This is a genomic window from Salipiger sp. PrR002 (genome assembly GCF_010500775.1).
GTDB lineage: Bacteria > Pseudomonadota > Alphaproteobacteria > Rhodobacterales > Rhodobacteraceae > Salipiger.
On the sequence record NZ_JAAGOU010000035.1, the window covers coordinates 1 to 13463 of the forward strand.

Below are 13463 nucleotides of genomic sequence, written 5' to 3' on the forward strand. Positions count from 1 at the left end.
CAAAGCCGTGAATCATGCTGTTCCCGCGAAATCAATGCATCCTGAGCCTAGGGATACTGGCTAACCGCGTCGCCATACGCGCCCACTCTCGAACACGTACCAACGCATGAGACCAATTCATGCGCCATACCCGCACAATTTTGAACATGACGCCAAAGAGCAACAAGTCATCTCGAAACAACAGCGCGGTGTGACCCGAGAGTCGCATCGGACATGTCCTGGGTGGGCGCTGTGGCGGGGCCGCATGCAGCCCCGCTTGTGTTCTTGGTGTGGGCCAGCCGGCGGGCCCTGTGTTGGCGTTATTGCGCCTTTCTGACGCCCTGAGGCGAGACAGAGAAGTCGACCATCGATCGGCTCTGGACACAGGGCCGGCAATTGGCGCGTTGCGCCGGGTCTGCCAGGTTTGCGGCGGATGGCGCAGCGACCTCTTGGGGTTCGAAAGGCTCTACGAAACCCGGGCATGATAGGTTGTGTCAGTCAGGACGCAGACGACGCCTTCCGCGCGCCTAATCCACCATGCAGGTGAAAATCGTGGCTTCCAGCGGAAGATGCATGTCGGCCGGACCGAACGTGACCCAAAGCCCCCTCAGAACCGCGGCGACGACCGTTTCCGGATCGACCGTTCCAAGGGCCCTGATGTCCTCGATCATCGGGTTGCCGTACACGAGGCCCTTCGCGAAACCTTCGGGATCGTCGAGCTTCTTGCGCAGTCGGATTGTCTCGTGGATGACATCGCGCCAGCCCGCAGTGGCCAGGTCCGCACGAACCTTTTCCGGATCTCCGTAGTGGAACGGTACCTTGTAGAAGCCCGGCGGCTCGCCCGGGAAGAACTGGGCCGGGATGGCTAGGGCCAGTTGGGAGTGCGGGTTCTCCTGCATCGCGCTGAACACGCTGAACACGTATCGTCCGCCCGGTTTAAGGACACGCGCCGCCTCGCGGAACGCTTCGACCTTGTCGGGGAAAAACATCACTCCGAACTGGCAGAGCAGGAGGTCGAACGTCGCGTTCTTGAACGGCAGTGCCATCGCGTTCACGACGGAGAAAACGACGTTTTCGTCGTCCGAGAACTAGCGCTTGGCCACCTCCAGCATCGGCGCGTTAAGATCGGTCACCAGCAAGTTCGCTGCAGCGGGGAGGCTGTCGCGGAGTTTCCGGCTCACGATGCCGGTACCTGCAGCCAACTCCATCGCGTTTGCCACCGGATGCGCGCAACACTTGGCAACCAACAGGTCCGCATAATCCTCGAAGAGGACAGGGCCGAGACCCTCATCGTAGTGCCGTGGGATGTCTCCGATGAAGCTGGATGAGTCGGCCATGACGATTTTCCTCAAGCAACGGTTGGGGCCTGAGAATGACGTCAAGATACCATGGAAGTTGCAAGAAGCCTACCGTTTCAGATCGGGCCTCGGTTTGCCGAATGCGGGTAGCCGAGAATGCAAGAACCGATACTTAGGAAATCATCTGTGATTGTCGCTGTTCTGACCGGACCACGGCGCAAGTGCAAACGGCAGGGCCCTGCGCAGAGCGGACCCTGCGGGCTTGTTGGATCACATGCCGGCGCTGCAGAGGTCACCTCTAAACCTTTCCTGCGTCGCCGCAAAGTATCGAAGTTCTGTTCGATCACGATTGCGGGCTTTCTGAGCCGGGAGGCTACCTATCCGGTGGTTCCCGACCCGGCGAACGGGTCTCGGACGACGTCGCCGGGGGGGCGGGCGTTGCGGATGAGAGACTCGATACTTGCCTCGGGCTTCTGAGTGGGGTCGGTTGCGGTGCCATCCTATGCCTGCGCGAAGGTCACGCTGCGCGTGATGCGCGGCACGCCTTCAAAATCAGAAACGGAATGCGAGGAAGTACGTTCTCGCATGGGTTGACTACGCTAAATGTTGCCGACTAGCGTCACTCTAAGTTTAGTGGATCGGTTGCGATGACGTTGAAGTTTGTTCTGATAGCCATTGGAGCCTGTTGTGCCCTCTGGTTTAGCCTTCGTCAGATATCCCCCGATCCGGCCGAGATCCCCCCTATTCTGGCGACACACTCCGACGCCCAGGATGTTGTCGCCACTGTCGACGGATGTATGCTCGAAGTCGCGGCCACATATACCCGTGCCTGCGGCTACCGTGAAAATGCGGTCATTCACGCGCAAAGATATGAAATCGACCTCATCACCGCGCGCGACATCTACGCGTCGGTGGTGGGCGGCCGAACATTCATCTTATTTATGGACGGACCTAAGTTCCCTTGGCAAACCAATGGCGCTCAGGGTGTTATAAATACCAAATACCAGGAGAATTGCGAGGGCGTCGTTTCAAAGCTCCCCTACGCCAGGCTGCCCACAGTCAGAATCTCGAAACCTCTTACGGGAAAACAGATCAGAACTCTCGCCGCCTACACCAAAGCGTGCCGTTAATCCTTCAGGTGGTGGGTACTCTCCAAATGGACGATAGCGTCCTCGCCGGGGATAGTTAGACCGGGGCCGTCCGGCCGTTCGCAGCCCAAACGTGGCCCTCGTCTTGAGTAGCCTGATCCGCTGAAGCGGACTTTCGGCCTTAGCCCCTTGGACAACTAAAGAGCGCACGTTCGTTGCAACAGCTCAGGCGATGCTGCGATGCCTCATCTCCGCAATTACTCTGCTGCCTGCGGCAGATGCTGCGGAACCACTCCCTCCGCCTCGGCTTCCGCTCGGAGCCAGTGTCGAAACGCAGCAATCCGCGGGTCATGCGCACGGGGTTCGGGGCAGGCGATCGCATAGATCGGTAGTCGCGGCGTGGCCACGTCGAAGAGGCGTTCCAGCCTTCCCGAGGCTATCGTGCCACGGACGACGGCATCGTAGGCGAGCGACACGCCTTGATGCTGCTCGACCATCGTCGTTGAAAGTTCACAGTTCGGATATGTCGGTCCCGGTGGCAATTCCGCACCTGCAAGGCCCGCCCTTTGGAACCATTCCGGCCAGGCATCGTCCGTCTCGTCATAAAAAAGCGTGAGGCGCAGCAAATCCTCCGGATGCCGCACGATCTCCCGCTGGCGCAACTCGGGTGAAATCACCGGATAGCGTGCCGAGGCCATCAGCGGCTCGACGTGCAAACCGGGTGTTGTGCGGTCCGACCACTGGATCACGACATCCGCGTCATTGGTCGCGAAGTCGAGCGACGGTGCGCCGTTCGAGACCCGCAGCCTGACGTCACGGGCGAAGTCGAGCCTCGGCAGGCGGGGCACCAGCCAACGCGCCGCGAAGCCGGGCGTGGAGAGGACGCGCAGGATGCGGGGAGCCTCGCGAACCGCCTCGGTCTCTTCGAGGAACGTATCGAGCAGGCCGGTCAGCTTGCCGGCATAGCCTTTCCCCGTGAGGGTCAGCGCGATCCGGTTGCCAGCGCGCTCGAAAAGCTGCGTGTCCAGAAACCCCTCTAGCGCCTTAATCTGGTGGCTTACGGCCGAGGGGGTCAGGCACAGCTCTTCAGCCGCGGCCTTAACCGACATGTGCCGCGCAGTGGCCTCGAAGGCCCTGACGGCTGCGAAGGGGGGAAGCTTGCGTCCCATTTCCCTGCCTGACCTGAATTCACGTGAGCCTGAAATATGATCGTTCGGTGACGTGCCGGCAGCATCGTAGCATCGGGGTATCCAATCTCAAAATCATTCACCGGAGTGATCGATGCATAGCCCCCGTTTAGCCATGGCGCTCGGCACGGCCTTGATCGCCTTGTGTCCGACACTTTCGCGGGCCGAGCTTTCTTCGCAAGAATTTGTCGCCCAGTGGCGGCAGGCAGAGAGTATGTCCATGCTCATATCGACTCTTGAGGACTGGCTCGATGCACAGGCAGACTGGCCGCGCCGCGATACGGCCCCTCAAGTCCGCCTCGTCAGCGCATGGCAGGGCGCGACGCGGCAGGGGGAGACGGCCAGCTTCCAACGCGGTCGTTTGCGAGGGCTCTATGATCCCCAACGATCCGAAGTTCTGTTGGTGCGCCCCTGGGATCCGCGCCAGCCAGGTGATGTCGCCGTTTTGCTGCACGAACTCGTACATCATCGGCAGGCGCCATATCACTGGTATTGCCCGTCAGCACAGGAGCTACCGGCCTACCGCCTGCAAGAGGCGTGGCTTTCGGAGCAAGGGGAGTCAGTTGATGTAAATTGGATGGCCATCGTGCTCGACGCGGGATGCAGCCCACGAGATATCCATCCAGAGTAGCTCACCCGATGGTGTTGAAGAAAATCTGCGCTCTGTACTGCTGCGAGAATGGACAATCGCGGGCGGCAACTCTGCAGCGAACCCCTCCGACATGAGGCGGTCAGTTCAAGCTTGGAATGGCCGATTGCTGCGCTCCGCCTCAATGACAGCTTTCGAGAGATGAACACGGCCGAGCGACGTCTGCTACCTGTCGTCCGGCCGACACCGCGCCGCAGATGTGTTCTGCCGCTCTCGCCGCCTGCCAATCAGGCGGTGAGATGTCTGTCTGAGCCCCAGAGCGGATGTTGGTGTCCGGCGCAGCATAGCACCAGACGCCTACAGGAGGGGCGGGGAGCGGACCTTCTTTGCGTGTGCGAACGCACCCTTGCCAGGACGTGGAAGCTGACATTTCGCCAGGATCACGCTGCCGAACCCGCAGCGACCTACACGAAGGGCGGATTTCGGACCTTCGCTGCGCGTGGGGGCTGGATGACCCGCAAGAACCAAAGCAGCCGTTCGCTTCAGCCTACAGTCTTCGATCTCGGTGTAGCGCTGCAATGCGGCTTCGAAGTCATTTTGAAGCTCTCGGTGTACGACTATGGCGGGTTCTGCATCGAAATAAACAGAAGGCATAAGTTTTGCTGCATTATGAAAATGGCATTTCGCAATTAAACTATGGATTCCTGTTATATAGGTTTCTGGTTTTCGAATGAATTCGCCACAAAAAAGTACAATTACATAGCTGCTCGGTTGTAAACTTTCCGAGTTTCGAAGTTGAGAGGTCCGAGGCGTCGAACGTGCTACGCGGGCAGCTGCAGTAGCAATGTTTGTATAGCATTTCTCGCTATGGATTTCATTATATCTCGCGGCGGGGCCGCAACAGCTTCAGCCGCAGTTGTTGGCGCGGGCAAGGGCGGTTTCGTAGGGCTCCGAGTTCGGCTGCCAACTGTCGATAGCCTGCTGGCGGCAAATCGCCGCCGCGGTCTGCTGGTAGGCGTTGCGGCAGGCGGGTGAGACGCCGTAGAGGCGGTTGCCTGCGTTCATCACACCTTGGATGTCGAAGTTATTGGTGGCGCGGGTCACCTCGATATGGGTCTGGCGAAGGGTTGCGATCTCGCCTTCGTTGCAGGTGCCGCGCAGACCTGGGACAATCTGGGCATCGAAGGAGGGGCCGCTGTAGGCTTCGACGATCGCGTCCGACAGGCCGCCGCCAATACCACCGATTGGCGAGACACAGGCGCCGAGCAGCGCGCAGATCGGAATTACTGTACTGTATCTCATGGGGCTCTTCCTCCTGTTTTCGGCAGGCGGTGTCATGGGCATGTTTGCGGCAGTCCCGCCACGGGAAAGGCGTGTAGCAACTGTGCGATCGCGACTTGGCGCATGTTGTCGTCGCGGGCGATGCGCGCGATCGTTTTCATCTCGGTCACCGCCTTGATGACCGGCGTTGGGCTGGGCTCGCGCCAGGTGAAGTCGCCGATCCGCGACAGGATTTCATCCGCGATGGCCGAGATACGGTCGGCGGACATGGGGTGGCTGTGCTCGGCCTGCGCCTCGCCGTAAGGGTCCGCGAACCACAGTGCCATATAGAAATATAGGATGCCGATGGGCGCGGTGCCGACTCGGGCGAAATGCTCCAGCGCGAAGGCGTCAGACTGCCACTCCTGAGCCTGCGATAGGGCGCCGTCCAGACCGCCTGTGTGGCCGAGAAGGATGTGGCCAAGCTCGTGGGCGAGGATGAAGTAGAGGGAGGAGGAGAAGATTTTTTGCGACAGATCGTCCGCCGAAAGGGGCTGGCCGGTGCCCGGATCGGTGCGGTAGGCGTTCACGACCTGCTCCTTGCTCAGCCCGAAGGCCGCAAGCGGCTCGGTCTCAGTGTTCCCGAGCAGGACGTGAAGCACGTAGGCTTGCACCGGGTCGACGCGGCAAAGGCGATGGTCGAACCACGCGTATACGAGGGTGAGATCGCCAAAGAAGCGCAGTGCGTCGAGCGGCATGACGATCTCGCCAGTGGAGGGATAGGACCAGAAGGCGAGCGGCCCGCGCCCGCGCGCCGGGAAGCTGACCGTGACTTCGGCTGAGGCGGCGATCTGCTGCGGCGGCAGAAGCGCGATGATATCGGCGCGCAGCACGTCGCGGATAATGGCGGCAGAACGCTGGCGCGTCTCCTCCAGCTGGGCATCGCTATACATCTGCGCCGCCGCGGGAAGGCCGGCGATCGCGAGGATCAGCGTGAGCGTTTTCAACATCGCGGGTCCACTCCGGCAAAGAGTGCGCGCGGTGGTTCGGACGGCTTTCCAGTGCCCGAGCGTGCCCATGTCTCGAACCCTGCGAAATCGCCCCACGCGTTGTCCCAGAACGGGGCGATCAGCGCCAGTTTGACGGTGACCAGACTGGCGGCGACGGGCGGGGGCAGATCGCGTCCGCGCGCGGCGCAGTTGATCGCCCAGAGTTTTTCCTCGAGCTTGGCAAGATCGTTCTCGCGATCGGCGGGGCGGGCGTCTTCGGCACCGTTGCCGGCAGCGCGCAGCAGCGCCTGTATATTCTGGTCGACGACCACTTCGGGCGTATCGCCCATCAGCGTGGTCTTGCCGCTCTCAGCATCGACGGTGATCTCGTTGGTCAGCGACACCCAAGCGTACCCGACGATCGTCAGAAGCACGAAGACCGGCGTCGAGAAGGCGAATGATCCGGCGATGCCCAGCTTGCCGCCATCGGTGAGATTGAATTTCTGCACGGTGCGCCAGAAGCCGATCATCACGACCAGCGCCACTAATACGATGACGGCCGTAAGCGCGAGCCGCTCAGCCATGCGAAAATAGAGCAGACTGTTGATTGTCATAATGCACCCCGAAGACGCGCACCGTCCGATTGTGAACGCAGCAATCAATCAGACCATAACAAAAATCCGTCTTCCAGGAAAGGAAGCAGGATCCGTCTTCTTACTGAATGGTCGCTTCGGCACAGGCTAACCGCAACGTTTCGACCACTACAGCTATTTCGGCTATCGCGCCTCGGCCGGCTTCCTGGAGTCTCCGCGGGAAGGCTTATCCGGGTTGCAGATTTTGAACAGCCCTGCGATCGAGCGCCTACTGCAAATGTCCGGGAAGCGGCCTGCGCGTGAAGCATTGAGACAGCTGTTTGGATTTTGGCACTGGGCCGGGAGCGACTGCGGCCCTGCAGGCATGTGCGCGTGCCCCTGCTGCGCCGCCGCATGACCGTAGCGAGCCCAATTTGACAGATGCTGCGCAGGGTCTTGATGTCGGGAATGCCGACGGATTGCTGTCATCTGACAGAGCCCCTGAGATTGTCGTAGTCGACCTCACACGTCGATCCATGTCCATCGCAAGTGCATGAAGTCCCCAACAGACGTGCATCAGCCGAAACGGTCACAAGTTTTTAATCCGAGCACTTAACTCAGCACCCGTAATCTTTTCGGAATGCCACTCTTCCGTCGCTCGGACCAATTTTCTGCACCGCTCAAGGAATCGTCTAGAGATAAGATAATTGGCAGTGAACTTTCCCGATGCGACTTTCTTAAGTTCTTGACTTATTTCATAGTCCCTCTCGAATTCGTTGGCCGCGAGCAGCAAGGCATCCCGGCTCCGCCGAAACTTGATGTGAAGTACCACGTACTGCTTTAACGGCGACATAGCAGCCGCGGCCAGGCTACCGATCGTCGCCGCAGCCATACCGAGAACAAACAGGATCAATTTTTCATATCTCTGGATGAAAGAAACCTCACCAGTCGCCACAACTTCAAATCCGCGGACGTTTGGCTCTCCGCCGCTATTTACGACCGCGAGGATGTATTTCTGACCCAACCATGGTACATAGGCGGCTAAGCACGGACCCACCTGCTCGCGACGTTGAATTTCAGCGCCAACTATAGAAATCACCTGACCGTCCGGTGGGCACGTGAGAATCGCTACAGCGTCGTTATCGACAACGGCTCTTGCGTTCTCGGCAGCCTGAGCGGAGCTAGTTTCCGTTACACAGAAGACGACAGCACTTAAGAAAAATGCTGCTCGTGGAATTTGAAGCATGGATCGAACACCTCTTCAACTTTCTGCCTGACGATCGCACGCATCCGACGCATCTCTTTTTGCTCCGTGAATGGGAGTTCGTCCTGAAAGTGAAGCGCACTCGCTACTGCCGAAGCGCCGGACGCAACTTTCTCTACGATGACCCCCTCAGCGTGCAGCTTTACTCCTTCCTCCGTCAGTCTCCTAAATACGTTTGGATATAGCTCGCGTTCACAACGCAACACTTCCTCGAGCAGCGTTGCGAACAATGTACACTGGCGCCCCTTATTCAGAACAACGGCTCTGACCCCCTCGCGGTACTCCCTTGCGTCGCCAAACAGGTACCCGTAATCCGGGTCCCCATACGAAAACATACCGGCCAAACTCTTCGGAAATACCATCTTGTTGTCGTCAACAACCAACTGGAGGTACACGAAGGAGTTAGAAAAATCTTCAACAAGAAATTTTCCGCGCTCGGTGACCGAAATATTTCGGACGAAAGGTCGCCCACCCGCACTTACGTCAGACGCAACGTCAACCGAAATAAGCTCCGCTGTGGGCACCTCAAATAAGCCACTCAAGCAGTATCGCACGAGGTTCTCTGAGTAACCGCGCCGACTTGATCCGCAGAAGGCATTCAAGATGCTGTCAGTATCAACCATCATATCGCGACGCGCCAGAATATACTGGATGATGAGTTTTTTTAACCAGAGAGAGAAGAAATGCCCGTCTTTAAATTCTTTAGGTACCCCAAAATCGTGGTTAGATGCCCTAGCGTTAATTAAGAATAAGTTGGGAACATTTCCGGTGAGTTGGGAGTACTTCCTTTGGCCGTCTAGGGCATAAGCTAGGATTGAAGGAAAGTACTGCCGCGTGAACCGCTCATTGAGAGATTTGGCCCGTCGTGACTCGTTGAACTCAAGCCATGAATACTTACTAATCTGATCAATCATGTCACGCAGGCCGCTTCTGCTCACGTGCCAAAGATCGTGAAAGAGTCTTCGCCCGGAATGGGTCTGCATGGAGTCGTCGGTGTAGCGCTGCTTGAGTTCACGACACTGCGTTATTACTTCTTGCCGCTTCACTGCTTCTGGTATTCCTTCAGCCAACTCTGCGGCGAGGTCGAACCGCTTTGAAATGACGCGGCGCGCAAGATCTTGCGTTGGCTGCTCAATAGAAAACGTGTTCTCCTCTATCGCCTTCACCGGGACCTCTGTGTGCCTGGAAAGTAGAAAACTAAGGGTGTCCTTTCTCGCAGAAAGGACGACCGGGATTCCCAACTTGCTAGCGCTGAAGTTTGTATCTCTCCAAAATACGTTTATGATCTGTAGAATGGTGTCGTGTGCTTTCCTAACGTCTCCTCGATCCGGGTGTAGGTCACCGTCTGTTGCAAAGAAGCCCCGGTCTCCCAAGTGATAAAGGAAGTCTATATTGTCGATAAAGAGCGCGATCTTAATGGTGTGGTAGTGATCGATCTGGGAAAGCAGGTGTGCTAAACTATTCGCAACTCTTTCCGGAGATTGGCTTTCCGCAACGGCGCTCTCCTCTTGCAGGCGATTTCTATCTGCTAACGAAATTTCTTCGTTGTCAACCAGTGTAGACAATACAGATTCTTTTATATGGCGAATAATTTCAGATATCGGCCGTATTTCGTGTGAACATGCGGTATCTAAATTGATCCTTACGGGCACTAACGACGCTTCCCGGTAGGCGGCATATTTTCGAGACATGTAGTTGCACAGAAAAGTGGTCTTTCCAATTCCAATATTGCCGACGAGGAACGTAATCTCATTCCGTTCACCCATAGCTCCAACTTTCGCCCATCGTTCGAAGATCTCGTCGTACGTCAGGGATGGGTTGCCAGGTGCAAGGCCTATCATGACGCGCACGTTCTGAAAGAAATCTCCGTTATGATGAAAGTGCGAGGTGCAGTAGTCCCCATTTTTCCAGTCCGCACGTTCTAGAGACGACCTCTTGAAGCGCGTGGTTTCGTGGTGACCAAATACGTTCTCTAAGAGCAAGCGGAACTCGGCGTCGTCTTTATAGTCATATTTTGTTCGGAGGTGCCAATCATGCGATGGGTGCGGCGCCCGTTGGTCAAGTAACTTGCTTTGAAGCTTTACTGCGGTTTGGTATCCGAATTCGTAAAGATTTTTTTCGGCTTCTTGGAAATCGTCTCCCGTCATCATTCTCCTCGTTAGCTATTTTTGGCCGCGCACCAATACTCAGTATCGGGACTATGTGACCGCAAGCGAGTAGTCACGGCTACCATTGCCGTCGGCGGGCGTACTCGCAACTGAAAAAACAAAACCGAGGCAACGCTCCCCTGCTTTGATGCGTGCAGCGGTGACGATGTGTGCGTCGCTAGGGCCTTGATTTGAGATGCATCGCGCTGTGCGCGAAAATAGTTCAAGCGGCGTTGGCCTCAACCACGTGGAAGTTGGCTTCTCTGCGTACAGAGCCGACCGTCGCAACTGACCAACGGCAGCTGAGCACAGTTGCCCGCCGCCCCCAAGGCAGGGACGAACAACCGCTTCGTCCCGCACTGCCGGCCTCGGGTCGTTGGAAATGCTGCGGCGAAGCCCGAACGGCCGCTTTGGTGAAAGCCGCGTCGCAGCGCCCACCAAGACTACGAACGTCCGTTCATTAGGCCGGGAGCGAGAGGCACTCCCATGCTGCGACTGTGAAGCATATTACGACCAGCGCAGTGAGTTTGGGCTCGGAGCAGACCTGCGGCAGTGCGGCGACGTCCTCACCCAGATGAGGCGGCCCGCGTGTTGAATTCGGCCCACTGCGTACATCGGTCTGTCATAATCACTCCATGACGCAGCGTCGTCAGACGGGCCATTCGCTGCGCCTGCGAGAACGTGACAATGGGTTACAGCATCAGCGCCTCTGCAAAGACCGAAATCTCTCGCTGGCTGCGTCAAGGCTGACGAGAGATCGAAAGACATAACCTGGCCGCGGGTGAAATCTTGCATGTGCCGTGGAGCACAGGTCGCTTCCCATACTCTCCAGGAATCGGCATCCAACCTGATCTTGGCGCAATATACCGTCGAGTTATGTTTAATTTATACCGCTCAAGCCATTGTTCCTCTTGTGTGCATCAAGCTTATTTTTGCTGCACACTGTTTTTCGCACAGCTCGGGTTTCTGCGACCGTCGCGCTAAAGACATGCCCGCTGCAGGAGCCGCCAAAGAGGACTTTTCCTGTGCCGGCTCTACGGCCCGGATCAGCTGCGTTCGGGCTTCTCCGTTCATACGAGCGTCGAACCTCGGGCATTTCTTATTGGTTACCCGCAACTCCATCGGAACGGATCCGGTCGACGTGAACGCTGAAGCCACCACTCTGGGAATGGGGGCGTCTCAGGGACGTGGCATAGCTTTCGGTGGCCATCGGGTTTCTCGGTAGGGCCTGATTGGTGAGCCAACCTGAACCGAGAGATGGCCTCGATGATCAAACCCATGATGGGTCTGCGTGCGATCGTAGAGAGGAGAGCTGATGCCGACCTGAGCGCAGCGATCGGCGCCTCCGAGCCCATTGCGGAATAACCAATTTTCCTCTGCACGCGCACGCAGCGAAGCCTTTGCTTCGGCGCAGCAAACCTTCATGCCGCATCGCATCCGTGGAGCCTGTCTTTCGTGCGCAATGTAGCGCATTTCTCAGAAGCAATGGCTGCACAGCGGACTTCCAGCGGTTCGCTGCTGTGCAGAATTCTCCGCATCAACCACTCGTGTGCTGCCTACGGAAAGGCGGCTTCGCCGATAAAACTGCGTCCGACTGCAGCCAATGTCGGAAAATGTCGGGCACCGGCGCATACATCTCCGGTTGCCTGGATAGGTTGACCTGCATCAAGATCGAAATCTGAAATTATTGCTATCTCCGAATTGAATGTTGCTGGAGGAGTGCGCGTCAATGAGTTCGCCTATTCGCGTTTCCATGCTGGCGCTGCTGGCTGCCTTTGCTTCGTCGCCCGCCCTGGCTCTTGCTCCGATCCTCATCACCAACGTCAATGTCTTCGACGGGGTCAACGAGGCGCTGATCGAAAACGCAAATGTCGTGGTGACCGGCAATCTCATTTCCGAGATCTCGACCGAAGACCTCGCCATTGCCGGCGGTACGGTGATCGACGGTGGCGGGCGCACCATGATCCCCGGTCTGATCGACGTTCACTGGCACACCTCCTATTGCTGCGCCTCGCAGAGCACTGTGGTCACCGGCGACATTCTCGAGATTGCCATCCGCGGTGCCATGGGCTCGGAACGCACCCTGATGCGCGGCTTCACCACCGTACGCGACGTCGGCGGCAATCCTTTTGCCACCAAGAAGATGATCGACGCCGGCGAAATTCCGGGCCCGCGTATCCTGCCCTCGGGTCCGCCGATGAGTCAGACCGGTGGGCACTTTGACTATGGCGCCTATCAGGACGTGCCATCGAACCCGGGCGACTCGCTTTGGTACTGGAACCGCGTCGGCCTGATGCTGATCGCCGATGGCGTGGATGACGTCACCCTGCGCGCACGCGAAGTGATGCGTATGGGGGCGAGCCAGCTGAAGATTTCGGGCGGTGGCGGGGTGTCCTCGGTCTACGACCCGCTGGACGTGAGCCAGTACACCAAGGCCGAGCTCAGGGCCTTCGTCGAGGTTGCCAAAAGCTACAACACCTATGTCGCCTCGCACATCTTCACCGACGAGGCGGCGCAGATGGCCATCGAGGCCGGCGTGAAGTCCATCGAGCACGGCAATCTTCTGAGCCGCGAGACTGTCCAGATGATGAAAGACAAAGACGTCTGGCTCTCGGTCCAGCCGATCCTTAACGACGAGGACGCCTTCAGCTTTAACGACCCGGTCAGCACGCAGAAATTCATCGAAGTGACCGATGGCACCTCGAACTCGATCCAGATGGCGAAGGAAATCGGCGTCAAGGTGGCCTTCGGCACCGACATGCTCTTCGACGCGGATCTGGCGGAGAAGCAGGGCGCGTTCCTTGCCAAGATGAGCCGCTGGTACACGCCTTACGAGGTGCTGAAGATGGCGACCTCGACCAATGCCGAGCTGCTTGAGTTGGCCGGTCCGCGCCACCCGTATCAGCAGGGTCCGCTGGGTGTGCTGGAGCCAGGCGCCTATGCCGACCTGATCCTCGTCGATGGCAACCCGCTCGAGGACATCGATCTCGTGGCGGATCCGGACGCGAATTTCGACCTCATCATGAAGGATGGCAAGGTCTTCAAGAACACGCTCGGCGACTGATCGCGCCGCGGGCGCTGACCGCGCAG

Annotated in this window: 10 protein-coding genes and 2 pseudogenes; 3 read left to right on the forward strand and 9 right to left on the reverse strand. The window is 58.1% G+C overall.

From position 1 onward, the window contains the following. Window positions 1-506 precede the first annotated feature (506 nt). The 3 genes and pseudogenes from G0A00_RS26605 to G0A00_RS26785 form a co-directional block, all read right to left on the reverse strand. Window positions 507-1043, reverse strand: a pseudogene (locus tag G0A00_RS26605) (class I SAM-dependent methyltransferase); the annotation flags it as partial. 24 nt (window positions 1044-1067) lie between these two features. After that, window positions 1068-1316, reverse strand: a complete 249-nt coding sequence (locus G0A00_RS26610; protein ID WP_235953280.1) for a class I SAM-dependent methyltransferase — start codon at window positions 1314-1316, stop codon at window positions 1068-1070. Window positions 1317-1654: 338 nt separating this feature from the next. Next, a pseudogene (locus G0A00_RS26785) lies at window positions 1655-1747 on the reverse strand (DNA methyltransferase); the annotation flags it as partial. A gap of 177 nt (window positions 1748-1924) precedes the next feature. Between G0A00_RS26785 and G0A00_RS22240 the strand changes: the two are divergent. Continuing rightward, window positions 1925-2407: a hypothetical protein gene (locus tag G0A00_RS22240; RefSeq protein ID WP_164184581.1), complete on the forward strand. Its 483-nt coding sequence runs from the start codon at window positions 1925-1927 to the stop codon at window positions 2405-2407. A 215-nt stretch (window positions 2408-2622) separates the two neighbouring features. Here the strand turns inward: G0A00_RS22240 and G0A00_RS22245 are convergent, their stop codons facing one another. Beyond that, entirely contained in the window at window positions 2623-3534 is a 912-nt protein-coding gene (locus G0A00_RS22245) for a LysR substrate-binding domain-containing protein (RefSeq protein ID WP_164184580.1), read from the reverse strand. Window positions 3535-3646: 112 nt separating this feature from the next. Here G0A00_RS22245 and G0A00_RS22250 point away from each other — a divergent pair, with 112 nt between their 5' ends. Further along, on the forward strand, window positions 3647-4183 hold the full coding sequence (locus G0A00_RS22250) for a DUF6647 family protein (RefSeq protein WP_164184579.1): 537 nt from the start codon (window positions 3647-3649) through the stop codon (window positions 4181-4183). Window positions 4184-5047: 864 nt separating this feature from the next. Here G0A00_RS22250 and G0A00_RS22255 read toward each other — a convergent pair. From G0A00_RS22255 to G0A00_RS22275, 5 genes are all read right to left on the reverse strand, one after another. Next, window positions 5048-5443: a hypothetical protein gene (locus tag G0A00_RS22255; protein WP_164184577.1), complete on the reverse strand. Its 396-nt coding sequence runs from the start codon at window positions 5441-5443 to the stop codon at window positions 5048-5050. Between the two features lie 32 nt (window positions 5444-5475). After that, window positions 5476-6411: a hypothetical protein gene (locus tag G0A00_RS22260; RefSeq protein WP_164184576.1), complete on the reverse strand. Its 936-nt coding sequence runs from the start codon at window positions 6409-6411 to the stop codon at window positions 5476-5478. Beyond that, window positions 6405-7004 carry a hypothetical protein gene (locus G0A00_RS22265; RefSeq protein ID WP_164184575.1) on the reverse strand — a complete coding sequence of 200 codons (600 nt, stop codon included), beginning with the start codon at window positions 7002-7004 and terminating at the stop codon, window positions 6405-6407. The genes G0A00_RS22260 and G0A00_RS22265 overlap by 7 nt, the downstream gene beginning before the upstream one ends. A gap of 547 nt (window positions 7005-7551) precedes the next feature. After that, complete coding sequence (locus G0A00_RS22270; RefSeq protein ID WP_164184574.1) at window positions 7552-8208, reverse strand: hypothetical protein; 657 nt, start codon at window positions 8206-8208, stop codon at window positions 7552-7554. After that, entirely contained in the window at window positions 8175-10373 is a 2199-nt protein-coding gene (locus G0A00_RS22275) for a hypothetical protein (RefSeq protein ID WP_164184573.1), read from the reverse strand. Before G0A00_RS22275 ends, G0A00_RS22270 begins: the two co-directional genes overlap by 34 nt. Before the next feature lie 1729 nt (window positions 10374-12102). Between G0A00_RS22275 and G0A00_RS22280 the strand changes: the two genes are divergently transcribed. Next, window positions 12103-13437, forward strand: a complete 1335-nt coding sequence (locus G0A00_RS22280) for an amidohydrolase family protein (protein WP_164184572.1) — start codon at window positions 12103-12105, stop codon at window positions 13435-13437. The last annotated feature ends 26 nt before the right edge of the window (window positions 13438-13463 follow it).